The 23,404-nt window shown below is 40.7% G+C and carries 21 protein-coding genes; 10 read left to right on the top strand and 11 right to left on the bottom strand.

Annotated features, from left to right (window positions below):
* Window positions 1–56: 56 nt before the first annotated feature.
* Window positions 57–473, bottom strand: a complete 417-nt coding sequence (locus AKG98_RS11955; protein WP_067045980.1) for an acetyl-CoA sensor PanZ family protein — start codon at window positions 471–473, stop codon at window positions 57–59.
* A 66-nt stretch (window positions 474–539) separates the two neighbouring features.
* Here AKG98_RS11955 and AKG98_RS11950 point away from each other — a divergent pair, with 66 nt between their 5' ends.
* Complete coding sequence (locus tag AKG98_RS11950) at window positions 540–794, top strand: YkgJ family cysteine cluster protein (protein WP_067045978.1); 255 nt, start codon at window positions 540–542, stop codon at window positions 792–794.
* Window positions 795–798: 4 nt separating this feature from the next.
* Here AKG98_RS11950 and AKG98_RS11945 read toward each other — a convergent pair whose 3' ends face one another.
* Both AKG98_RS11945 and gpmM read right to left on the bottom strand, forming a co-directional pair.
* Window positions 799–1,956, bottom strand: coding sequence for a murein hydrolase activator EnvC (locus AKG98_RS11945; RefSeq protein WP_067045976.1), 1,158 nt, complete (start codon window positions 1,954–1,956; stop codon window positions 799–801).
* A gap of 29 nt (window positions 1,957–1,985) precedes the next feature.
* Window positions 1,986–3,518 carry a 2,3-bisphosphoglycerate-independent phosphoglycerate mutase gene (gene gpmM / locus AKG98_RS11940; protein WP_067045974.1) on the bottom strand — a complete coding sequence of 511 codons (1,533 nt, stop codon included), beginning with the start codon at window positions 3,516–3,518 and terminating at the stop codon, window positions 1,986–1,988.
* A 312-nt stretch (window positions 3,519–3,830) separates the two neighbouring features.
* On the opposite strand from gpmM, the gene AKG98_RS11935 reads away from it, so the two are divergent.
* The 3 genes from AKG98_RS11935 to gpsA all read left to right on the top strand — a co-directional run bounded on the left by AKG98_RS11935 (window position 3,831) and on the right by gpsA (window position 5,825).
* On the top strand, window positions 3,831–4,259 hold the full coding sequence (locus tag AKG98_RS11935; RefSeq protein ID WP_067045972.1) for a rhodanese-like domain-containing protein: 429 nt from the start codon (window positions 3,831–3,833) through the stop codon (window positions 4,257–4,259).
* Between the two features lie 69 nt (window positions 4,260–4,328).
* Entirely contained in the window at window positions 4,329–4,814 is a 486-nt protein-coding gene (secB, locus tag AKG98_RS11930; protein WP_067045971.1) for a protein-export chaperone SecB, read from the top strand.
* Between the two features lie 3 nt (window positions 4,815–4,817).
* The gene (gene gpsA, locus AKG98_RS11925) at window positions 4,818–5,825 is read left to right on the top strand and encodes an NAD(P)H-dependent glycerol-3-phosphate dehydrogenase (RefSeq protein WP_067046002.1); all 1,008 of its coding nucleotides are present in this window, start codon (window positions 4,818–4,820) and stop codon (window positions 5,823–5,825) included.
* A gap of 85 nt (window positions 5,826–5,910) precedes the next feature.
* On the opposite strand, the gene nfuA is transcribed toward gpsA, so the two are convergent.
* Together nfuA and AKG98_RS11915 are read right to left on the bottom strand one after the other, a co-directional pair.
* The gene (gene nfuA, locus AKG98_RS11920; RefSeq protein WP_006033320.1) at window positions 5,911–6,489 is read right to left on the bottom strand and encodes a Fe-S biogenesis protein NfuA; all 579 of its coding nucleotides are present in this window, start codon (window positions 6,487–6,489) and stop codon (window positions 5,911–5,913) included.
* A gap of 71 nt (window positions 6,490–6,560) precedes the next feature.
* Entirely contained in the window at window positions 6,561–7,277 is a 717-nt protein-coding gene (locus tag AKG98_RS11915) for a ComF family protein (RefSeq protein WP_067045969.1), read from the bottom strand.
* 65 nt (window positions 7,278–7,342) lie between these two features.
* Between AKG98_RS11915 and bioH the strand changes: the two genes are divergently transcribed.
* The 5 genes from bioH to AKG98_RS11890 all read left to right on the top strand — a co-directional run bounded on the left by bioH (window position 7,343) and on the right by AKG98_RS11890 (window position 11,907).
* Window positions 7,343–8,179 carry a pimeloyl-ACP methyl ester esterase BioH gene (gene bioH, locus AKG98_RS11910; RefSeq protein ID WP_067045967.1) on the top strand — a complete coding sequence of 279 codons (837 nt, stop codon included), beginning with the start codon at window positions 7,343–7,345 and terminating at the stop codon, window positions 8,177–8,179.
* A 146-nt stretch (window positions 8,180–8,325) separates the two neighbouring features.
* Entirely contained in the window at window positions 8,326–9,048 is a 723-nt protein-coding gene (locus AKG98_RS11905) for a hypothetical protein (RefSeq protein ID WP_067045965.1), read from the top strand.
* An 85-nt stretch (window positions 9,049–9,133) separates the two neighbouring features.
* Entirely contained in the window at window positions 9,134–9,718 is a 585-nt protein-coding gene (locus tag AKG98_RS11900) for a DUF4202 domain-containing protein (RefSeq protein ID WP_067045963.1), read from the top strand.
* A gap of 281 nt (window positions 9,719–9,999) precedes the next feature.
* Entirely contained in the window at window positions 10,000–10,593 is a 594-nt protein-coding gene (locus AKG98_RS11895) for a YhgN family NAAT transporter (RefSeq protein ID WP_157534120.1), read from the top strand.
* A 195-nt stretch (window positions 10,594–10,788) separates the two neighbouring features.
* Complete coding sequence (locus tag AKG98_RS11890) at window positions 10,789–11,907, top strand: alanine--glyoxylate aminotransferase family protein (protein ID WP_067045959.1); 1,119 nt, start codon at window positions 10,789–10,791, stop codon at window positions 11,905–11,907.
* 135 nt (window positions 11,908–12,042) lie between these two features.
* Here the strand turns inward: AKG98_RS11890 and AKG98_RS11885 are convergent, their stop codons facing one another.
* The 6 genes from AKG98_RS11885 to AKG98_RS11860 all read right to left on the bottom strand — a co-directional run bounded on the left by AKG98_RS11885 (window position 12,043) and on the right by AKG98_RS11860 (window position 21,515).
* On the bottom strand, window positions 12,043–13,752 hold the full coding sequence (locus AKG98_RS11885) for a PglL family O-oligosaccharyltransferase (protein ID WP_067045958.1): 1,710 nt from the start codon (window positions 13,750–13,752) through the stop codon (window positions 12,043–12,045).
* 1 nt (window position 13,753) lies between these two features.
* Window positions 13,754–16,630: an excinuclease ABC subunit UvrA gene (gene uvrA / locus AKG98_RS11880; protein ID WP_067045956.1), complete on the bottom strand. Its 2,877-nt coding sequence runs from the start codon at window positions 16,628–16,630 to the stop codon at window positions 13,754–13,756.
* A gap of 64 nt (window positions 16,631–16,694) precedes the next feature.
* Window positions 16,695–17,234 (bottom strand): polysaccharide biosynthesis/export family protein, encoded by a 540-nt coding sequence (locus AKG98_RS11875; RefSeq protein ID WP_067045954.1) that lies wholly within the window; start codon window positions 17,232–17,234, stop codon window positions 16,695–16,697.
* Between the two features lie 18 nt (window positions 17,235–17,252).
* Entirely contained in the window at window positions 17,253–18,449 is a 1,197-nt protein-coding gene (locus tag AKG98_RS11870) for an outer membrane beta-barrel protein (protein WP_067045952.1), read from the bottom strand.
* A gap of 16 nt (window positions 18,450–18,465) precedes the next feature.
* On the bottom strand, window positions 18,466–20,649 hold the full coding sequence (locus AKG98_RS11865; protein WP_198155507.1) for a polysaccharide biosynthesis tyrosine autokinase: 2,184 nt from the start codon (window positions 20,647–20,649) through the stop codon (window positions 18,466–18,468).
* Window positions 20,650–20,876: 227 nt separating this feature from the next.
* Complete coding sequence (locus AKG98_RS11860) at window positions 20,877–21,515, bottom strand: LuxR C-terminal-related transcriptional regulator (protein WP_067045951.1); 639 nt, start codon at window positions 21,513–21,515, stop codon at window positions 20,877–20,879.
* 514 nt (window positions 21,516–22,029) lie between these two features.
* On the opposite strand from AKG98_RS11860, the gene AKG98_RS11855 reads away from it, so the two are divergent.
* The gene (locus AKG98_RS11855; protein ID WP_067045949.1) at window positions 22,030–23,403 is read left to right on the top strand and encodes an MFS transporter; all 1,374 of its coding nucleotides are present in this window, start codon (window positions 22,030–22,032) and stop codon (window positions 23,401–23,403) included.
* The last annotated feature ends 1 nt before the right edge of the window (window position 23,404 follow it).

The following is a 23,404-nucleotide window of genomic DNA, read 5'->3' as shown; positions in this document are numbered from 1 at the left end:
CTTGAACGAAAAAAGCCGATATCATTGATATCGGCTTTTTTTATATCTGTAAATTATTAACAACTAAAGCTAAGTGCAGCGTCTTGCTCTGTGAAACCTTGATGAATTAAAAACGCAGATAATTCAGCTGTAACTTGTGTTGTTTTAATTACCGTTACGGTTTCTAATTGCAGAGATTTTGCATGTTCGATTGCTTGCTGCACTAGGTATTTACCCACACCACGTTGTTGGGTTATATCTCTTACTGCCATGCAGCTTAAGAATAACGTGGTAGTATCATGTTGCATGATTAAACCACCAATGTGGCGATCATTAAATTTAGCAACAAACAGAGTTTGGCTGTCATCTTGAAGCAGTTTCTCGAAGGCTTTTTGAATTTCGGCTTCATCATGCTGAAATGGTCGATACAATTTTGTTATATCAATAAGTAACTGTGGTGTTGAATCTGTTACTGTAAATGCTGATAATCTCATGCTGTTCCCTTTTTTAGATACATGCTGATATTACGCTATTATCATTCGTTATTTAAGGTTTGTTTTATGCAATGCAGAATGAATTGTGGGGCGTGCTGTGAAGCGCCAAGTATCACTAGCTATATTCCTGGTATGCCTGATGGCAAGCCTGCTGGTGTACGATGTGTTAATCTGTCGGCCGATCATTTATGTCTAATCTTTACAGACCCTGAACGTCCTGCGTTATGTGACACATTTAAAGCCTGTAATGATGTATGTGGTGAAAACCGTGATGAGGCTTTGTTCTTAATTACTGATTTGGAAATACAAACAGCAAGCTAAAATGTTAACGTTTAAGCCATGAGCGTGGGTTAACGGCTTTACCCTTGTGACGGATCTCGAAGTAAACCCCAGACTCTAACTGACCCCCACTACGGCCAGCCAATGAGATGACATCGCCTTTGCGTACTTTCTCTCCGGTCACTTTGAGTAATGTTTGGTTGTGACCATACAGGCTCATATATCCCTGGCCGTGATCAATAATCGTTACCATACCGAATCCACGTAGCCAATCTGCAAAGACTACCTTACCTGCGCTAACGGCTTTTACTTTACTCCCTTCATTTGCGCTGATGACCAATCCATGCCAGCTGACATTATTAAATCGCTTGCTGTTAAAGTTGTGCAGTACTTTACCTTTTATCGGCCAGTCTAATTTACCTTTATATTGTTTCAATCCTGATAATGATATTTGTGCACTTTGTTGTTTTTTTAATAACGCGATTTGTTGCTGTTTTCGTAATAACGCAATTTGTTGTTCTAACTTTTGTGCTGCAATCCCTAGCTCTGTTCGTGTTTTTTTCTGCTTGTTAATACTGTAAGCTATATTTCTATTACTTTTCTTCTGCTGTGATTTTTGTTGTGCTAACTGCTTGGATTTTTGTTGCTGTGAGGTTTGGATGACAAGTAATTGCTGTTTTATTTCTTCTTGTTTTACTTCATTTTTTTCAATCTTAGCTAAGGTATCATTAAATTCAGTAATAGATGCAGCGCGAGCAGCGTGAAGGTGTTGATAATAAACTAACGACCGTTCTATCTCATTACTGTTCTGTTGGTTAAGGAGTAGTTTTAAATAATCATTATTACCACTCAAATAGGCCGTTTCGATTTGTGCGGAAAGGATATTTTGTTGTTTCTTTTTACTTTTTAATAGTACTTTTTCTTGTGTGATTAGGTCGCTGAGATCTTTTTCAATATCTCGGATTAAAGATTTGGTATTACTGAGTTGTGCGGCAACTTTACTGATGGCACGGTCGGTACTTTGTGTTTGTTTAGATAAATCGTTTAAATAACGGTTTTGTTTTTTAATTGATGCGTTTTGGGCTTTGATCTGGCTACGAAGTTGATTCAGATCAGATTGATTATTTGCTGCATAAGCGTTTGATGATAGTAATATCAGCAGGCCTATAACGCGATAGACCATACTGTTTTTTAAAAATGTCATAAAGTAATCCTTTCCCCGTAGGGAAACGATTATTTCAGATTCATCAGGTTCTTACCAGTCATTTCCGCTGGTATTTCTTGACCAAGTAAAGTCAACATGGTTGGTGCCAAATCAGATAGGCGGCCTGTCTCTGCTGGTTCTGCGTCACGACCAAAATAAATTAGTGGTACAGGTAAGTTAGTATGTGCAGTATGAACGCCGCCTGTTTCTGGGTTGATCATCATTTCAGCATTACCGTGATCGGCTGTGATTAAGCATTCACCACCGACTTTTTCTAATGCATCAACTACACGACCAATTGATTGGTCAACGGCTTCACACGCTTTTACTGCAGCATCAAATACACCGGTATGGCCAACCATATCTCCGTTCGGATAGTTACAAATGATCACATCGTACTTTTCACTCTCAATTGCCGCAACTAACTTGTCAGTGAGCATTTCTGAATTCATTTCAGGTTGTAAGTCGTAAGTTGCTACTTGTGGTGATGGGATTAATTCACGATCTTCACCTGTGAAAGGGTCTTCAACGCCACCATTAAAAAAGAAGGTCACGTGGGCATATTTTTCTGTTTCAGAAATACGTAATTGCGTTTTATTTTGCTGCTCAAGTACTGAACCTAAGGTATTAACTAATTTAGCGGAAGGGAAAGCGATACTAGTATCAATGCTCGCTGCATATTCAGTTAGCATAACAAAATCAGCAAGTTTCGGTATTACACTGCGTTCGAAGCCAGTGAAGTCAGTATCGACAAATGCACGGGTAATTTCGCGCGCACGATCGGCACGGAAATTCATAAAGATGACAGCATCACCATCGGAAATCGGTGCAGCTTCGCCAATGACTGTCGCTTTCACGAACTCATCATTTTCATCACGTGCATAAGCGGCTTCAAGACCAGCGAGTGCTGTATCTGCGTTATATAGGCTTTCAGCTTGAGTAAATAACTTATATGCTTCTTCAACACGATCCCAACGATTATCTCGGTCCATTGCAAAATAGCGACCGATTAATGTGGCCGTTCTACCTACACCAACTTCAGCAAATTTAGCATCAAATTTTTCTAATGTGCCCAGTGCGCTACGCGGTGGTGTATCACGGCCATCTAAGAATGCGTGTAGATAAACCTTTGTTGCCCCTTGCTTTGCTGCAAGTTCGATCATAGCTAAGATCTGATCGTCGTGACTATGTACGCCACCTGGTGACGCTAGGCCTAGGATATGCACGGCTTTATCATTCGCAACCGCCGCATCAACTGCTTTTACAAGTGCTGGATTTTGGTAGAATTCGCCATCGCCGATTGCTTTATCGATTTTAGTTAAATTTTGATAAACGATACGACCAGCACCAATATTGACATGACCAACTTCTGAATTACCCATTTGGCCATCAGGTAGCCCCACATCTAAGCCTGAACTTGAAATCAGCATGCTTGGGCAATCTTGCCAAAGTTTATCTAAAATAGGTGTTTTTGCATTGGCAATTGCATTATCTTTTTTATCAAGACGGTGGCCCCAGCCATCCATGATGATAAGCGCAATTGTTTTCTTAGCTTTAGACATGAGTTTACCTCTCGGTTATTAAGTTTAAATATAGGAATATTACTACACTTTCCGGGGCTAAATTGGCTCTTATTTATGATCCAGGTAGAATATTGAAGATATTTAATCGTTAATGTCGGTAATATAACTACATATTCGTCTGTTTCATGTTCCGAGTTATTAGCTTAATTATACAAAATTGGTGATTAACTTTATCTTTGAGCTTTTCATAACGGTGGTGAGGAATTTATTATTGAGCTGCTTTTATTCCTTGTCACATGTATACTCCGTTGAGAATAATCCTTTATTATTAAATTTTAGAGTCATAATCACATGCAAGAATATATTGAATTTGCTTCGAATAATCCAGCCTTATCTCTCGCTTGGGTCGCTATCGCTGGTTTCCTTATTTATTCATTTGGCTCAAGTGCCATGTCTAAAGTTAAGTCGGTAAACAATCATGAAGCGACCGCTTTAATGAATAAAGAAAATGCCATTGTTGTTGATGTACGTGCTGCAGAAAACTATCGTAAGTCACATATTTTAAACGCAATTAACGTTCCAGTTGCTGATATTGAAGCAAATAAGCTATCAATGATTGAAAAATACAAAAACACCCCAATCATCGTTATGTGTGATACAGGAATGAGTTCAGGTCGTGCTGCGAATCGCCTAGCCAAAATGGACTTTACGACTGTTTATAATTTATCTGGTGGTATGGCAAGTTGGCAAGAAGCAAACTTACCGACTGTTAAGAAATAACAGTGACAAATCAGCTCGCTAAAAAAATTAATTACTCAGTTTGAATCTATAAAATATTGGAATTTACCTATGTCAGAATCAGCAAGCCAACAAGAATTTAATATCCAACGCGTTTACATCAAAGATGTATCTTTTGAATGCCCTAACTCTCCCGCTATCTTTCAACAAGAATGGAAACCTGAAGTTAAATTAGATCTAGATACTCGTAGCTCTAAACTTGGTGACGGCGTATTTGAAGTTGTATTATCACTTACTGTGACAGCTAAAGATGGCGACACAGTGGCTTTCTTATGTGAAGTTCAACAAGCAGGTATCTTTACTGTTGGCGAATTAAGCGAAGGTCAATTAGCACATTGTCTAGGTGCTTTCTGTCCAAATATCTTATTCCCATATGCACGTGAAACAATTGCTAGCTTAGTGAGCCGTGGTTCTTTCCCACAGCTTAATCTTGCGCCAGTTAACTTCGATGCACTGTTTGCATCTTATGTTCAACAAGCACAACAAGCAGCTGAAGCTCCTGCTCCTGCTCTTGCAGAGCAAAAACTGGACTCTTAAATGATGGCGACTGATACAGCTTTGATTACCGTTCTGGGTGCTGGTTCTTACGGTACTTCATTAGCGATGTCCTTAGCACGTAATGGTAACAAAACCGTGTTGTGGGGTCATAATCCAGAGCATGTTGCCGAGCTTGCTAAAGCGCGCTGTAATGAAGCTTACTTACCGGGTATCGCTTTTCCTGATGCTTTGGTATTGGAGGCGGACCTTGAACAAGCTGTGGCCGCAAGTCGAGATATTCTGATTGTGGTACCTAGCCATGTTTTTGGTGATGTATTAAAGCAGATTAAACCATTTTTGCGTGAAAACTCGCGTATATCTTGGGCTACGAAAGGGCTAGAAGCTGAAACTGGACGTCTATTGCAAGATGTTGCAACAGATATTCTTGGCAGTGGTTATCCATTAGCGGTACTTTCTGGACCTACATTTGCGAAAGAGTTAGCTGCTGGTTTACCAACTGCAATCAGTATCTCGTCAACAGATCCAAAATTTTCTGATGATATCTCACACTTATTGCATTGTGGCCGTAGCTTACGTACTTATACCAATAATGATTTTATTGGCGTGCAACTTGGCGGCGCGGTTAAAAACGTGATTGCTATTGGCGCTGGTTTATCTGATGGACTTGGTTTTGGTGCTAATGCTCGTACTGCATTAATTACTCGCGGTTTGGCAGAGTTATGTCGTCTTGGTGAAGCATTAGGTGCAGAAAAAAATACCTTCATGGGTATGTCTTGCTTGGGTGATTTGGTACTAACCTGTACTGATAATCAAAGTCGAAATCGTCGTTTTGGTCTTGCATTGGGTGCAGGCAAAGGTGTTGATGAAGCACAAGTTGAGATTGGTCAAGTTGTTGAAGGCTATCGCAATACCAAAGAAGTTTATTTGTTATCTGCGCGTCTTGGCGTGGAAATGCCAATTACGGAGCAAATATATCAAGTGTTATATGAGAATAAGCCTCCAAAAGAAGCGGCTTTAGCATTATTAGCACGAGATAAAAAAGGCGAATAATCAGTTTGAATTAAAAAAAGTGACGGTCAAGACCGTCACTTTATATTTATTCTAGCGTTTAATGTTAACTATGCTTGATTAAAGCTTAGTAGTAAGAATGCTCACCAGCTTGGTGTTCTGTTGCATCTTTAACAGCCGTTAGTTCTTCAGGGAACAATTCTAGTAACTGTTTTTCTATCCCTTCTTTCAACGTAAAGTCTACTTGGCTACAACCATTACAGCCGCCACCAAACTGTAAGATAGCAATGCCATCATCCGTGATTTCAGTTAATACAACGTTACCGCCATGTCCTGCAAGCTGTGGGTTAACTTCAGTTTGGATCACATAGTCAACGCGTTCTGTCAGTGGTGCATCATCTGCAACAGCTCTTATTTTTGCGTTAGGCGCTTTAAGTGTTAATTGAGAACCCATTTTATCCGTCACAAAATCGATATAAGCATCGGTTAGGAACGGTTTACTCATGTCATCAATTAATGCATCAAAACCACTGTATGGTAATACAATATCAGTACTTTCAATTGCTTCAGGTGGACAATATGATACGCCACACTCTGCATTTGCTGTGCCTGGATTAACGACGAATACACGAATGTTAGTGCCGTCTTTTTGGTTGCTAAGTAATTTTACAAAATGAGTTTGTGCCGCTTCAGTAATTGTTATCATGGTGTCCTCTTTGTCATACCTGACTAATTTACTCTGTCTTTAATTGTAACGCTATTTAAGATGATAAACCACTAATCCGCTAATGTTCTGGCGATACACCATATATCAATACGTTCTACCCCTGCTGTAAATAAAGCCTGGCAAGCTGCTTTCATTGTTTCACCTGTTGTTACTACATCATCAATAATGGCAATATGCTTAACTGTAATAGGTTGTGTGACTTTAAATGCATTGTGCATATTGTTGCTACGCTCAGCCGCTGTTTGCTTGGCTTGTGCTTTGGTATTTTTAGTGCGAATAAATTTTTTTTCTGCGATTATCGGTATTTGTAGCTGTTTTGCAAGATCTAGGGCAAGTAGATGGGCTTGATTATAACCTCGTTTTGCGAGGCGTTTTTTATGTAAAGGGATAGATAGCAATGCCTCAGGTAAACAGTAATTATGCTGGATGACTTTGTTACTGATGCTACGACTTATTAGCTGGGAAAACAGTAAGTGCAGTTGTGGCTGTTGCGAAAATTTATATTGTTTAATTAAGTATTGGCATTCCAAGCTGTAGCTCATACAGGCAATTAATCTTTGCCAAGGTGGCTCTTGGTTTATGCACTCATGACATTGACCTTGTTGATATACAGTTAGTGGAAGCGCGCAACGATAGCAGCTTGATACCGGTAAATAGGGTAATTCCTGTTGGCATAATAAACACAGAAAAGGTTGCAGATTATCGATGGGCATATCACATAAGTAACAACGAGGCTGTAATAGTGTCATGCTGAGTTTGCGGATCATGGCTATATCTACTCGTTTGATTAGTATATCCTCATGGCTAAATAATTCGTCAAGTGTAGAGAAATATGTCAGAAGTCTTCGCCACAAAAATTAAAAGTGTAAGCCGCAACACAGAGTTACATGTCGATATTGTCGGTGACGGCCCAGACTTAGTGTTATTACATGGTTGGGGATTAAATAGTGCGTGTTGGCAATCTATAGTTCCGTTACTATCTGCGCACTATCGATTACATTTAGTTGATCTACCTGGTTTTGGTTTTAGTCATGATAGTTATCTTGCTAGTCAGTCGCTGGCTGATATTACGGATGCATTAGTTAAAGTTGTACCTGACAATGCCGTTTGGTTGGGTTGGTCGTTGGGTGGATTGTGTGCTACTCATTTTGCGCTAGCGCATCCCCAACGAGTTTCTGCATTGGTGACCGTCGCCAGTTCACCGAAATTTATGGCAACATCACAAGTGAATGAATTAGCTGCTTGGGCTGGTATTGCTGAAAATGTATTAGTGCAATTCCAACAACAGCTAAAACAGAATCTATCACAAACTATTAATCGTTTTTTAGCCATTCAAGCGATGGGCAGTGAAACGGCGAAACAAGACATTAAACAATTAAAGTCTTTATTAGCGGCACGTCCGCAGCCGCATGAACAAGCATTAAGTAACGGTTTACGATTATTAGAGACGGTGGACTTACGCGCGCAGTTAACTTCATTAACAATGCCATTTTATCGCTGTTATGGGCGCTTAGATTCGCTGGTGCCACAAGCGACAGTGGTATGGATGGACCGTTATCTACCGCAATCACCGAGTCTGATATTTAAAGCGTCTTCACATGCGCCTTTTATTTCAGAACCCACTCTTTTTGTTAATAAATTGCAGGCATTTATCAATCATTCGTTATAAACTCAAATAGCAGTCACTCATGTCATTATTTTGGATGTACTGTTGAGCCGTTATTTATGATCATGAGGGAAAGATATGTTCATACAATTACACGCTACGATTAGTTATCAGCACTGTATGAATATTGCTAAGGGGGGCGCTAGCATATGGCATTAGTTATCCCTCCTCCTACGGGCATTCCTAATGCGTTAAACCCAACCACAGCTGCAGTGGAACGTGATGCCGAAAAACGTGAGATCACGCCTGCGATCACCCCCGATGGTGCATCAGCTTCAACAAGTGACAGCACCACAGACAAAGACCTTATTAATTATAACCCGAAGAAAAATGATCCTGATAGCAAGAAAAAACAAGCCCGAGATCCATCTGTGTTGACGCTAGATGATGACGAGGTGATCGTACTCGATCATGTTTCTCACGAAGGTGAAAGGCGAATGGATGATGTTTCAAGTATCGTATTATCGATTGATATGACGGATCCGCCTGAAACGATTATTGCTGAAGTTTTGTTGCTACGACAGGCGATCTTAGCTAAACAGACCCTCAAGGTTGGCGATCGTCAACAACTTGCCGAAATAAATCACATTATAAAAACGTCGCTGGCTGATCTATTACGGTTAAAGCAACTTGATGAAGTTAAAGTGCTAGCGGCACAACTACCCGCTGCAACAGGCGTATTAAAAGGTGAAAATGTGCATTCTCACGTTGTCGCACTGGATGATCTTTTCGCTTCTTCTTTTGATGATGACATGGACGTAGCAACAGGGTCTATATCGGCAAAATCCAAATTAGCAGGCGCTGTTGTTGGGTATTTTTATGGTGAAAATATAGAGCCTCAACCACCATCTCAGATCGATCAGCAAGAATAATCTTATATTTATTGTGAGTTTATGGGTAACTTTCTGTGTGCTTTGCTAGTATGGACTCTATAACCATACTAATAACGAGGATGTCATGTCAGAGCAACGGATACAGCAAGCAATACAATTAATTGATGAAATAAATCAGTGTGATCCAGTCAGTGAAATTGTAGATGGAATAGCACAACCAAAAGAATGGTTATACGGTGTGCGCATGAGCGAGTGCTTGGCTGAATTTATGCCTGAAGCATCGACTGCATTACAAATAGCCGCGCGTGCACAACATATTAAACGTTGGAGTATCCCGCGTAGTGAGCATCCACTCGGGCGCGAAGGTTACAATAAATGGCGTCAATCATTAGGCCGTTTACACGCCGAAGAAGCAATGGCAATTGCAGAAAAGGTAGGTTGTGCTCAAGATGAAGTACAAGCAATTGGTCGTATGTTGCGTAAAGAAAAATTAAAACGTGACCCACAAGTACAAGCGCTAGAAGATGTTATTTGTTTAGTCTTTTTAAAATATTATTTTACCGCGTTTTCAGAAAAGCATACACCCGAAAAACTGATTGTTATTGTGCAAAAGACTTGGGCTAAAATGTCTGAAAAAGGCCATGAGGTGGCACTAAAATTACCGTTTACACCTGATCAACAAGCGTTATTGGCTAAAGCGCTCGGTTAATATTTCTCGCTAGATTTAATACTGTGAATTCACTGCCGCTTACTCGAGTTGCAGTGAATCATAATTCTTACTGCCCAGTTCGTTTTACTCTTCTTCTTAATGCTGCCAATGGAACATGCTAAATTCCGTAAACATACCTGTTTAGTGTTAGCTTTAATCACTATTTTAATCGTGTTCTTATCTGCTAATTAAATACTTTATATCTATAATCTCTCTGGTATATTGAGGTTAGCAATTACATACGGCTAATTGGATGATTTAGGGAGTTAAAGTTAATGCAAATGGAAATAATCTCGGCAGCGGTGATGCTATTTTTGATCATGGATCCGTTAGGTAATCTACCGATATTTTTGTCTATTTTAAAACACATAGATAAAAAACGTCGACGTGCTGTCATGATACGAGAATTATTAATTGCACTATTTGTGATGCTGTTATTTTTATTCTTAGGTGAAAGGATCCTTGGTTTTCTAAGTCTAAAACAAGAAGCGGTGAGTATCGCGGGTGGTATTATCCTGTTCTTGATCGCAATTAAGATGATCTTTCCGACTGAAGGTGGGTTAACGGGCCTGGCCGCAGGTGAAGAACCGTTTATTGTGCCAATGGCGATCCCGTTATTAGCGGGCCCCTCAATCCTTGCTGCGTTATTATTATTAGCCCATCAAGATCCTGACAAGATGTTTGAATGGTCTGCAGCGTTACTCATTGCGTGGGGGCTAAGTGCTTTTATTTTAATGTTCTATGAAGGGTTTAACCGTATTCTCGGCGAGAAAGGGTTGGCTGCTGTGGAGCGATTGATGGGAATGTTATTGGTGATGATATCGGTACAGATGTTACTGGATGGTATTGCTGATTATCTTGCGACAGTAAGCTAATCGAACACTACTGTTGTAAAATTGTTGTAAACAAAAGTTTGCATTATTGTTTGCAATACGCCGTCGCAATGGTAAATTAATCTATCTTAATACCTAAGTAAGCTTAACAGATAGTTTATAACGTAGGACAAAGGCAGTGTCATTTAGGTACACTGCTTCTGATTACTGGTTCTCACAATATGACAAGGAAAATGAATGAGCATTACCTCTTTTTACCCACCACAGCGTACTTTGATGGGACCTGGTCCTTCAGATGTTTATCCGAACGTATTACAAGCATTAAGTCGTCCGACCGTTGGTCATCTTGACCCGACATTTATAAAAATGATGGATGAAGTAAAAGAATTGCTGCAGTATGCATTTCAAACCAAGAATCCTTGTACTATGGCGGTTTCTGCTCCTGGTTCTGCAGGCATGGAAACTTGCTTTGTGAATTTGATTGAGCCTGGTGACAAAGTCATTGTCTGCATCAATGGTGTGTTTGGTGGCCGCATGGCTGAAAACGTAACACGCTCTGGTGGCGTACTGGTTAGAGTGGAAGATGAGTGGGGTAAACCTGTTGATCCAGAAAAACTTGAAGCGGCGTTAAAAGACCACCCCGATGCTAAAATTGTCGCATTTGTACATGCTGAAACATCAACCGGTGTACTTTCTGATGCTAAGACACTTTGTGCACTCGCAAGGCAATATGATTGCTTGTCGATTGTTGATGCGGTGACGTCACTCGGTGGCGTTCCTTTGTATGTGGATGATTGGGGCATTGATGCCATTTATTCTGGTACTCAAAAATGCTTGTCTTGTGTTCCGGGTATATCTCCGGTGAGCTTCAGTCCTGCAGCCGTTGAAAGAATTCAAAACCGGTCTGTACCTGTGCAAAGTTGGTTCTTAGATCAAACACTTGTGATGAGCTATTGGTCAGGTGAAGGTAAACGTACTTATCACCATACTGCGCCGGTAAATACTTTATATGCATTACATGAATCATTAGTGCAATTACAGACTGAAGGCTTAGAGAACGCATGGGAACGTCATGCACAGCAACATTTAGCATTACGTGCTGGTTTAGAAAAAATGGGCATTGAGTTTATTGTTGATGAAGCGTGTCGTTTACCACAGCTAAATACGGTCGTTATTCCTGACGGTGTTGATGATGCTGCTGTGCGTAACCAATTATTACAAACCTATAATCTTGAAATTGGTGCCGGTCTGGGTGCATTCGCAGGTAAAGCATGGCGTATTGGGTTAATGGGTTATGCGGCGCGCGCTGAAAATGTAGCATTGTGTTTACGTGCGTTAGAAGAAACCTTGAACTAAAAAATATGTTAAATACGGTTAGCTAATTCTGTAGCAGCGAAGGGCTAGTGAAACTGATTTAATATAAAGAGCTACGCTTCATGAATAATGGAACGTGGTTTTTTTAGTATTGGCTTAATGATCTCTCACTTTCAGCTATTGAGAATAAGTGGTGTTAGCCTGACTCGCTGCAAATTTCTGCACTAATTTATTCGTTGGGTACAGCAGTGCTGTCCGTTTTAACAGAATTTCTGATTCTTCTTTTTTGCCTAATTTTGCTAATGCGCGAACCCAATTAATATAAATATTTGCTCTTGGTGTTTTCTGTGAGATCTCAGCAGCCCAATCCATATAGTTATTCAGCTCTGCTATATCGTTATTGTATATCGCGATTTGCAAGCGATACATCATAGCGTTGAACTCTAATCGTGTGATCCAAGCGACTGGATTGACGACTTTTGTCAGTGGCGTTATATCACTGCGATCACTGCGCTCATATTGGGTTAACAACGTATTGGTATGCAGTGTAGTTAACATAAATAACCCTGTAACTGCGGGAATGAGTAATGCCAAAGTACGTAATAAAAAGGTGTAACTAAATTTGATTGTTTTGGTATTGCCATAACGACTGCCGATATACCAAACCAAGGTTAAGAATACCACCCAATGCACGATGGCATGATAAAACGGATATTCTGTTTGGCTATGTAAAACCAACGGGAATACGAGCCCTAATAACGCCATGGCTTGCCATAATGGTTGCTTGACTATAATACGTAAGAAACCAATCACCAGTAAGGCTATTCCAGCTAATGCAACAAGGCCACCTTCGATACCCCAATATAATAATTCATTATGTGGATGATCAAGATTCTCTGGTGATCCTGGTAATGCCAGCCCTTGACTCAGCGCTTGGCTGTACGAATTGAGATATGCGACTTCAAAGCTACCATAGCCCCAACCTAGGAAAGGCTTCTCTAACCACATAGCCAAACCATGTAGATAGATAGGCACACGTGCGCCTGGATCTGTTAGCGCGGCTGCGGAACGCGCTACTTTGTCTGCTGTTTCTAACGAGTAAGCACCAATGGCAACAGCGATAACACTGCAAACTAACCAAATTAACAGACTTTTTGTTTGTTCAGACTCCCGTAACTGTTGCCACACCCAAGGTAACATGAGTGCTGGTGCAATTAATAATGACAGGTAACCAGTACGAGATTGCAGTAATACTACGGGAATAACGGCCATGAAAGTGGTGAAATAACAAAATAGACGTTTCTTTTGTTCATCCAATTTAGTTTGTGTCAGCAGGTATAAAGCGAGGGCAATACCCGTTGTTAAAAATGAAGCTGAAACATTAGGTTGTTGAAAAATACCATAGGGACGATTGGCGATTTTCTGATAACCAACAGTATTATTAACCGGTAGTAAATAGTATTGGACGAGACTAAACAGTGCCTCGATAAATACGGCGCCTAAAATTAAATATAATAGGGTTAGTCGTTGTTGCTGAGTAAGCTGTAATTGCTGCAGGGCAACAAAAAACAGTAATCCACCGACTAAACCAAATAAGCGGGTATAACTGAGACCAGCAACGATAGGGTCGGCATATAATACTGGTATTAGCATGACGAGCGTAGCCGCGATAAACATTAAGCTCATCTGGGAGTAAACCAATTTCGCTTGTAATGTTGCTTGCCACAAACCAATGCCGATTAAGGTTGAAATAAACATCCAACCAATTGCATTAAAAGGCAGGTGCAGTCCTGAACCGCCGCCGTTATGCTGAAAATAATGCATTCCGATCAGCATATACACGGCGAACGTAATGAAAAATCCTTTTTTCAATGTTGTTAGATTCATACTATGACTCTTGGTTTATAATATTCAGTTGGTTGATAGTACTCAGTTTTTTTGCGCGCTCTAACATGGGTTTTAGAAAGCGTGCAGTATGACTGTCTGGATGTTCCGATACGGTTTCCGGTGTCCCTGCGACAAGAATTTCACCACCGCCGCTGCCCCCTTCAGGTCCGAGATCGATAACCCAATCTGCTGTTTTTACTACATCTAGGTTATGCTCAATAATCACGATGGTATTGCCATGATCACGTAAGCGATGTAATACTTTCATGAGTAATTTAATATCATGAAAATGCAAACCTGTGGTTGGTTCGTCTAAGATATACAAAGTTTGGCCGGTATCGCGTTTTGATAACTCTTTCGCCAGTTTCACGCGTTGTGCTTCACCACCGGATAACGTCGTCGCCGATTGACCGAGGCGTATGTAAGAGAGCCCGACATCCACTAAGGTTTGTAACTTACGTGCGATAGGGGGGATCGGTGCAAAGAAGGTATTGGCTTCTTCGACGGTCATATCCAATACTTCGTGAATATTTTTGCCTTTGTAGCGTACTTCTAATGTTTCACGGTTATAACGCTGGCTCTTACAGTCGTCACAAGGAACGTAAATATCCGGTAAAAAGTGCATCTCGACTTTGATTAGACCATCACCTTGGCAAGCTTCACAGCGTCCGCCCTTAACGTTGAAGCTAAAGCGTCCTGGTTTATAACCGCGTGAACGTGCTTCTTGGGTGCCTGCAAATATCTCGCGAATTGCCGTGAAAATACCCGTATAGGTTGCCGGGTTAGAACGCGGGGTTCGGCCGATTGGACTTTGATCAATATCGACTACTTTATCAAGCTGATCTAAACCTTCAATCGAGGTATAAGGTGAAGGCGTTGTTACCGTTGCACCATTTAATTCGATATGCGCGATCTTAAAGAAGGTATCATTAATGAGGGTTGATTTACCTGAACCTGATACACCTGTGACACACGTCATCACGCCAATGGGAACGGATAAATCAACATTTTTAAGGTTGTTACCACTTGCACCTTTTAAATGAACCCATTTGTCGGTTAATGGTGTTCGTTGCGCTGGGATCTCAATGGCTTTACGACCACTGAGGTAATCGGCGGTCAGTGAATTTTCACTTTGTAAGATATCATCAATACTGCCTCGGGCAACGATCTCACCACCATGGACACCAGCGCCAGGGCCAATGTCCAGGATATAGTCGGCCGCGCGGATCGCATCTTCATCGTGTTCAACCACAATCACGGTATTACCAAGATCACGTAGATGGATCAGGGTTTGTAATAAGCGTTCATTATCGCGTTGGTGTAAACCGATCGAGGGCTCATCGAGCACGTACATGACGCCAACCAGACCTGCACCAATTTGACTGGCAAGACGAATACGTTGTGCTTCGCCGCCAGAAAGCGTTTCGGCGCTGCGTTCTAGACTTAAATAATTCAGACCTACGTTGACTAAGAAACCAAGACGATCACCAATTTCTTTAAGGATCTTTTCGGCTATCTGGCCTTTTTGACCGGGTAGTGTCATTTTGGAAAAGAATTCGAATGCTTCACCTATGGCCATATGAGAGACTTCAGGTAAGGTGGTTTCTTGAATATAAACGTGGCGAGCTTCTTGACGTAGACGAGAACCAGAGCAGGTTTCACAAGATTTGGTGGTTAAGTATTTACCAAGCTCTTCACGTACCGCATTCGATTCGGTTTCTTTATAGCGGCGTTGCATATTTGGAATAATGCCTTCGAAAGCGTGGCGGCGTACGACAATATCTCCGCGATCATTCACATAGTTAAATTCAATTTCTTGCTCACCACTGCCTTGCAGGATATAGCCTTGTACTTCACTGGCTAATGAATTAAATGGTTTGGTTAAATCAAATTTGTAGTGTTTCGCCAGTGAGCTGAGCATTTGGAAGTAATAAAAATTACGTTTATCCCAACCGCGGATCGCACCACCAGATAGGCTCAGATCGGCATTAATAATAACACGGTCGTAATCAAAGTATTGTTGAACACCAAGCCCGTCACACGTATGACAAGCCCCTGCTGGATTGTTGAATGAGAAGATCCTTGGTTCAAGCTCTGCCATGCTGTAACCACAATGGGGGCAAGCAAAGTTAGCTGAAAAAACGATAGGTTCTGCATCGCTGTCATCCATATCGGCAATATAAGCGGTGCCGCCTGACAGGTTTAGTGCGGTTTCAAAAGATTCGGACAGACGCAGTTGTAGATCATCACGTACTTTAAAGCGATCGATCACCACTTCAATGGTGTGTTTTTTATGTAGATCTAAGGTTGGCGGATCGGATAGATCACAGACTTCACCATCGATACGCGCCCGTATATAACCTTGGCTAGCTAAGCCCGCCAGGGTTTTAACATGCTCACCTTTACGTTCTTTCACGATCGGGGCGAGCAGCATGAGTTTACGCCCCGTCTCTAATTCCAACACATGATCTACCATTTGGGTAATGGTTTGTGCCGCTAAAGGCGCATTATGGGTTGGACAGCGTGGTTCACCAACCCGGGCAAATAATAAGCGCAGGTAATCATAGATCTCGGTAATAGTACCGACGGTTGAGCGTGGGTTATGTGACGTGGATTTTTGCTCGATAGAGATCGCCGGTGACAAACCTTCAATATGATCGACATCGGGCTTTTCCATCAAGGATAAAAACTGTCTGGCGTAGGCAGAAAGCGACTCTACATAACGACGTTGACCTTCTGCATAAAGCGTATCAAATGCTAATGACGATTTTCCAGAACCCGATAACCCTGTGATCACAATCAGCTTATCGCGAGGTAGTTCAACATTGATATCTTTAAGGTTATGGGTGCGTGCGCCCCGAACAATGATTTGATCCATACATAACTCACACTACATAAAATAATCAACCAGTATCGCATATTAGGGCTTGTTAGGCATTACTTTAGAAGAAACTCTCTTCAATATTAAGAATGTCATCAGGCGCAACGTGGTCGTCTGGTGTAACCTTATGTGTCTGATTAAGATCGCTATTATTCGACAGCATAATAGATTGTTTTGCTGCTCGCTCAGTGAAACCACCTGCCAGTGCTATCGCTTTATCAACGGTTAACCCGGGTCTAAACGGGTATCCACCGGGGCGTTTTACTTCGCCTTTAATGTAAAATTGGCGGAAAGTCACGATACTGACCATGACTTTAGGTGAGATTAAATAAGGCCCTTTCAAACCAAGATAAATCTTTTTTTTGATCTCGGCAGGGGTGAAACCAACTACTTTGATTTCACCGAGGTAGGGGTAATCAATGCTACCCGATGTATCAATTAATATAGACATGCTTAGATCGGCTTCGCCGTAGATCTTAATAGACAGTTTATCGCCCGCGCCAAGTTTATAATTGTGGTGTTGTTCATGCGCTCTGGCAGGACTTGTTAACAAAATTATAATGACGACAATAGCGCTATGTAAGTATAGACAGCCTTTCATTTTAAATACTCCTTTCATTTAAAATACGAGGGAACTGGTTAATCCGTAAATATTTTTGTCATAACCTAAGTTAACTTCCGAAGATGATTTACGTTGATGTTCATAGCTAAGACCGAATGCGAGCCAAGAGCTTAATTGATAAGACAGTGCGATGTTGATGGTACTGCTGTTGTCTTCACGCGCGCTATGTTGGTATGTTTCGTTTAGATAGTGGTAAGCGAGTGAACTCGACAAATTATAACGCCAGGTGTGTTCCCAGCCTATTGACTTGTGATCTGCTTCTATGCTGTCTGTTCCTGTGACTGCATTGATGATCTTCTGACTGGCATTGATGTTGAAGGTGGAATATGTTTTTGGACGCCAATTAATACCAATATCCCAGCTTGGGTTAGCTTGAGGATTTCGGCTACTGTCGGCGAAATTAATTTTCTCATAACCTATTTTTACAATACCTTGCGTTTTGCCACTTATGTCCCAGTGTATACCGGTATACAGCAGGCTATTATTACTGTCTTTGTGATTCGCGGTACCTTGGTAATTGGTTACGCGGTTACTGATATCAAGTAATAAGTTTAAGCTCGCCCCGATGTTATAGTCAAAAGCGAGGCCGTAGTTATATTCGTTGAAATCAGCCATGGGTGTGTAACTTGAGTTTTTTTTGTCGTAGCGTTTATTGTTAAAACTAAATCGAGGTTTGAGTTTGGCTTTTGAAGATTGGCTGCCATAAACATAACTTAATGCAACTTGCTGGGTGTAAAACTTGGTGGGCGCTGTTACTTGCTCATTACCTTCTGATATTCCCATATTGACGGCATCATGGCCAAGATTAAATTGGTATGAAATAGCCAACTGATGGCGGCGATTGGATGTTCGGTTAAGTCCTACTTGTAACTGGTGATCGGTATAATTATTATCCGAATTTTCACTATATAAGCTTTGTAGCCCCTCATAACCCAAAGTAAACTTGGTGTTATATTTTTTCCCTTCAATGCGTAATGCGGGCATTATTTCAATTAAATTAGAAGCCTGCGGATTGGTTTTTGCATTGGTAATATTATCGTCGTGTTTATAATTGAGTGAGAGACTGGGTATTACATTAAGTCCAAGTTCAGAATTAGTCTCTAGACTTAACTCTGACGCGGTCACCCGCGAACTGAATAGGAGTAAGATGAATATAGAGGATACTGTTAGCTGTAAATTCTTTAAGATTTTCATTGGTTATGCAGAACAGCTATGAGGCCCGTGCAACTTCCTTTTGACTTTTATTGTGATACTGGTATTGGTACTGATAGCGTCTATCATTTTTCAATGATTCTTGGTTTAGTATAATGCCATCGGTACTGACGCCATGCTTCGCCAGTAATGCGATGGTGCTGTTAAGTCCAGCAATCTTGGAGTCGTTTGCACGGGTCACGAGTATATTAAAATCAGACTGTTGCCCAATAATTAATGCGTCACTGACTAGCTGACTAGGTGGCGAATCAATAATAATATAATCATATTGGGATCTTAAAATGGCCAGGCAACTGGTAAAACGTGTCGAGCTCAGTAAATTGGATGGGCTTTCGGTTAACTCTCCTGCCGATAATACAGCTAAATTTGTTTGTTGATCACGCCATATATAGCTATTCAAACTGCCACTTTTACTGAGAATATCAGCCAATCCACGTTGGCTATTGGGGATCCCCATTTTTCTTCTTATCGACGGTCTACGTAAATCAGCCTCTAAAATAAGGGTTCTGTGGGATTGTGCTAACGCCATCGCGAGATAAATAGCGGATGTACTTTTCCCTTCGCCTACGGTGTTGGAGCTGATCATGATGACTTGTGGTTGCTTGATTTTGGCGGATAACTGCAATGATGTACGTAAATTTTGCGCTGCTTCAAAAATTATCTTATTGCCAAGAAATAATTGCTGTGGCGATTGTTGATGGAATTTTTTATCAATCGCTTTAAAGTTGGGTAGTGAGCCAAGTAATGGCGCTGGTAGATTAGTGACATTGTCTTGATTCACAAAAAATAGCGCATGCAGTAGAGCATGCGCGACTAACAGCATCAATGTTAATAAGATCACGAGCACTAAGATCAATGCGCGTTTGGGTTTAAAAGGGGATAAAGGCGTTTTAGCGATACCGGTAATCGTAGCTGTTGATAGGTTAAGGTTGTTGGTGAGGTTTGTTTCTTTCAAACGCATTAAAAACATATTATACAGTTCGTTGCTCGAGGTTAACTCTCGGTTGAGTTCTTTATAACGTGCTTTTTGTTTTATCAGGGTGCGGTGTTCTGCTTTTTTACTTTCTAATACGGCGATCACGGCGGATTCATTTTGTTCAAGTAAGTTGATATTTTTTTTAAACCCGAGTGCCAGTTGTTGTAAGGCGTTTTGGGCATTTTCTTCTGCGGCACTGAGTTGTGCATTTACTTGGATCATTTTGTCGTGTTGTGGACCATAGCGTTTGGATAGTTCGGCGATATTGTGCTTTGCTCGGGTGTAATCATTTCTTAATTCAACTATCACTGCGTGATGGGATAATGCCTTGATTGAGGTTGAAGTGAGCAAGTCTAAATTTTGCGCTTGGCTTATTTGTCGATATAAGGTTTGCGCGCCAATTAATTCACTTCTAATCGTGTTTAATTTAGTGGTGAGGTTCTGTAATTCTGTTGCGGTGAAATTATCAATACCACTGTCATCAATTAAGTTTTCTTGTTGGAGAAAATGAGTGAGATTGCTCTCTGCTGTATTTAAGTTATCTTTGAGTGCTTGCACCCCTTCTTTAAGCCAAAGTGATGCGGTAACTGTCTGTAGGACTCGAAAATCACGGTTATGCTGGATGTACACATTGGCATAGGTATTCGCGATTAAAGCAGCCAATTCTGGTACGTTATGCTCATAACTGATGGTCAGTAATTGGGTGTTTTTAATGAGAGATATATTCACTGCCGATTTTATCTGGCCAATAAAAGCGTGTGGGTTTATTGCCTTAGCTTGTTTTTTTGTTGGTGATATAAAATGCATGATGTTATCGAGTATCAAGCTTAATTTACTATTCGGTTTATCTTGTGTGTAATAAGGGGTTTGAGATAAATTGAGTTTGGTGATGACTTTTTCGGTGATCACGTCGGAACGTAAAATTTCAATTTGAGTTTGGAAGTAATCTTTGTTGTTTATATCGTTTTGTAATAAACCTTGGATGGCAATTGGCTTCGCTTGCTGTATTTGTAATTGTAAAACTGTGCTGGCTTTATAAATAGGAGGAAGATCAGAAATAAAAATGGCAGCAATAATGCTAACAATGGTGGTGATAACACAGATTCGTAAAAACGAGCGCCTAATTATATTAAAGAGATGCGTAAGATCAATTTCGTCTTGGCCTCCCTGTGGGAACCTATTATACGTGTCGTATTTTTGCTCCACTTCAGATCCTTTGAATGGTGAGCGATAGGGTTACGTATCCATACGTTTTCATTATTTAGCATTAGATGTACCATGGTTGCAACATAAATGAAACATAACAAGTTAAGGTTGTTACAAATTTATCTAATTTTAAGTATAAAAAAAGCCATATTAGATATGACTTTTAAGTTATATTAGTCTAGGGCTTCGAGCTTATCTGTCTTTTGTTTCTAAACAATCAGCTGTAATTAGATAAGGTTTTCTTTTGCCCATGATACCGCTTGTAGGCGATTTTTTACTTTGATCTTTTTAAATACATTATATAAATGTGACTTGATCGTGTGCTCACTGACATAAAGCGTATCAGCGATCTCTAAATTTGATGAACCCGTCATTAGCTGACGTAAGATCTCTTGTTCACGGGTTGTGAGTTCTGGTTTTCGGTCTAGATCAACGGCTTTGGTAGAGCGGTAAATGGAGATCAGTGAGCTGAGTGTACGTCGTGGCATCCAGAATTCACCTTCGGTGATCTTTTGTATGCCTTTGCAAACGACATCGAGTTCATCACGCTTATTAAATACGCCAAATATCGATGGCCAAGTGGAAATGTTCTCCATCGTGGTGTCATCACTCAAATTAATCAGGGCTAATCGAAACATACCATGGTATTGCTTTAATTTGTTTTTCAGCTGCTCTTGTGAGATTGCACTGAGGTTGTCTGTATCAACGAGTAATAATAAATTGTCATCAATTGAGATACGTTCAACTTCGGCCACTTCACGTAATTGTTGTACAGGTATATCGAGTTTAGCTCTTAAACAAGAGACTAAAGTGGCAACTTGTAGACTCGGCTGAGACAGCAATACTACATTTGGGTAATCCGACATATGACTAAATCCTTTAGTTTGTGTGGTGATATCCATATCTATGCTAAATAGCATTATAAAACGGTTAAACTTGGTTAATGACTTAATTAAAGTGTTAATTGTAATACCTAAGTTCGATACGGCTTGATACTAAAGCATTAACTGACAGTGGAAGTCGCGAGCTAATCTCTCTGGGACATTACATGTTAACTAGTTGTTAATTCATACTTAACATATCGGTGTGCTATAAATGAGTCAAGTTCGCATTTAGTTTTATCTCGGCTCATACTTTATTATTTAGCTATATTAATGGTTTAATATTGCATTTTATTTTCATTATCATTGCGTTAAGTATTAATTCTGGTGTTTTATTTCAACCTATTTAGTTAATTCGGTATTTTACGGTTATTTTCGTTTTTTGTTAATGCTAAAGCATGGTGGACGTTTATTGTGGCTGTTTTAAATGATTTTTATTTTCAGCTTAGATGATGTGTTAATATGGCGCGGTAAATATTGAGAGGTTGATGGATTAATTATGGATAATGTAGCTTTATCTAAATTAGAGCAAAAGACAGCAGTGTCATTAGCATTGGTATTTGGTTTAAGAATGCTGGGCTTATTTATGATCATGCCCGTTTTTGCCATTTATGGACGTGATTTGATTGGCTATTCGCCATTGTGGGTCGGTATCGTGATCGGTGCTTACGGATTAACCCAAGCCATATTACAAATACCGATGGGACAGTTGTCCGATCGGATTGGTCGTAAACCGGTTATTATTGCGGGTTTAGGCTTATTTTGTTTAGGTAGTATTGTCGCTGCTCTCGCAGATTCGGTTTATGGCGTTGCTTTTGGACGCGTATTACAAGGCACAGGGGCTGTTGCCAGTGCGATTCTTGCGTTAGCTGCAGATATTACCCGTGAACAACAGCGACCGAAAGTGATGGCTGTGATTGGCATGTGTATCGGACTTTCGTTTGCCTTTTCACTGGTGGCAGGGCCTGTATTAGCGCAGTGGATTGGTCTTAAAGGCATTTTCTTTGTGACCGCAGTACTTGCCATTATCGGTATGCTTGTTGTGCATTTTATTGTGCCGAATGCAACAGCCAAAGCACCCACAGGCGATGCGAGTACCAATCGTCATAAATTAAGAGCAATGTTACGTGATCCGCAGCTATTACGTTTAGATGCCGGGATCTTTTTGCTGCATTTAACCTTGACCGCTGTGTTTGTATCATTGCCATTTGAATTAGAATCGGCGGGGCTAGTTGGTGAGCACCACTGGTGGATATATTTCCCTGCATTACTGCTATCATTTGTATTAATGGTGCCAATGCTCATTATTGCTGCGAAGAAGAAAATGAATAAGCAATTTTTCTTATTCGCGATTGCATTGATGGGTCTTGCACTTTGTGTGATGGGATTTGCAAATGGCAACTTATGGCTCTTTGCACTCGCTATCGTGTTGTATTTTACCGCATTTAACTTTTTGGAAGCCTCTTTACCTGCCATGATCTCGATGTCGGCACCAGCTGGCGCAAAAGGCTCGGCAATGGGCGTCTACTCGACATCACAGTTTGCGGGTGCATTTTGTGGTGGTATTATGGCTGGTAGCTTGTATTCCCAATTGGGGTCACAAGGTCTCTTCTTTATCATTGCTGCGGTAATGATAGTATGGTTTGTGATTTCTTTGGGGCTAGAAAATGTTGGGCAAGTGAAAGCTCACACTATCTCTGTGACCATCGCCAACCAAAGAGACGCTGAATTAATCGCCGAAAAGTTAATATCGCTTTCCGGTATTAATGAAGCTGTAGTAGTATTAGAAGAACAGGTTGCTTATTTAAAAGCGACTAAAGATTTTGAAATAGACCAGGCTTTGAACCTGGTTCGTGAACAGCACAGGAGCTAGC

Source organism: Moritella sp. JT01, from assembly GCF_001574435.1.
Lineage (GTDB): Bacteria > Pseudomonadota > Gammaproteobacteria > Enterobacterales > Moritellaceae > Moritella.
This window is presented reverse-complemented; position numbering and strand designations above follow the sequence as displayed.

Excerpts from the sequence above, each read along its gene's own strand:
- AKG98_RS11955 (WP_067045980.1), bottom strand. The coding sequence starts at position 473 with ATGAGATTATCAGCATTTACAGTAACAGATTCAACACCACAGTTACTT.
- AKG98_RS11950 (WP_067045978.1), top strand. The coding sequence starts at position 540 with ATGCAATGCAGAATGAATTGTGGGGCGTGCTGTGAAGCGCCAAGTATC.
- AKG98_RS11945 (WP_067045976.1), bottom strand. The coding sequence starts at position 1,956 with ATGACATTTTTAAAAAACAGTATGGTCTATCGCGTTATAGGCCTGCTG.
- gpmM (WP_067045974.1), bottom strand. The coding sequence starts at position 3,518 with ATGTCTAAAGCTAAGAAAACAATTGCGCTTATCATCATGGATGGCTGG.
- AKG98_RS11935 (WP_067045972.1), top strand. The coding sequence starts at position 3,831 with ATGCAAGAATATATTGAATTTGCTTCGAATAATCCAGCCTTATCTCTC.
- secB (WP_067045971.1), top strand. The coding sequence starts at position 4,329 with ATGTCAGAATCAGCAAGCCAACAAGAATTTAATATCCAACGCGTTTAC.
- gpsA (WP_067046002.1), top strand. The coding sequence starts at position 4,818 with ATGGCGACTGATACAGCTTTGATTACCGTTCTGGGTGCTGGTTCTTAC.
- nfuA (WP_006033320.1), bottom strand. The coding sequence starts at position 6,489 with ATGATAACAATTACTGAAGCGGCACAAACTCATTTTGTAAAATTACTT.
- AKG98_RS11915 (WP_067045969.1), bottom strand. The coding sequence starts at position 7,277 with ATGATCCGCAAACTCAGCATGACACTATTACAGCCTCGTTGTTACTTA.
- bioH (WP_067045967.1), top strand. The coding sequence starts at position 7,343 with ATGTCAGAAGTCTTCGCCACAAAAATTAAAAGTGTAAGCCGCAACACA.
- AKG98_RS11905 (WP_067045965.1), top strand. The coding sequence starts at position 8,326 with ATGGCATTAGTTATCCCTCCTCCTACGGGCATTCCTAATGCGTTAAAC.
- AKG98_RS11900 (WP_067045963.1), top strand. The coding sequence starts at position 9,134 with ATGTCAGAGCAACGGATACAGCAAGCAATACAATTAATTGATGAAATA.
- AKG98_RS11895 (WP_157534120.1), top strand. The coding sequence starts at position 10,000 with ATGGAAATAATCTCGGCAGCGGTGATGCTATTTTTGATCATGGATCCG.
- AKG98_RS11890 (WP_067045959.1), top strand. The coding sequence starts at position 10,789 with ATGAGCATTACCTCTTTTTACCCACCACAGCGTACTTTGATGGGACCT.
- AKG98_RS11885 (WP_067045958.1), bottom strand. The coding sequence starts at position 13,752 with ATGAATCTAACAACATTGAAAAAAGGATTTTTCATTACGTTCGCCGTG.
- uvrA (WP_067045956.1), bottom strand. The coding sequence starts at position 16,630 with ATGGATCAAATCATTGTTCGGGGCGCACGCACCCATAACCTTAAAGAT.
- AKG98_RS11875 (WP_067045954.1), bottom strand. The coding sequence starts at position 17,234 with ATGAAAGGCTGTCTATACTTACATAGCGCTATTGTCGTCATTATAATT.
- AKG98_RS11870 (WP_067045952.1), bottom strand. The coding sequence starts at position 18,449 with ATGAAAATCTTAAAGAATTTACAGCTAACAGTATCCTCTATATTCATC.
- AKG98_RS11860 (WP_067045951.1), bottom strand. The coding sequence starts at position 21,515 with ATGTCGGATTACCCAAATGTAGTATTGCTGTCTCAGCCGAGTCTACAA.
- AKG98_RS11855 (WP_067045949.1), top strand. The coding sequence starts at position 22,030 with ATGGATAATGTAGCTTTATCTAAATTAGAGCAAAAGACAGCAGTGTCA.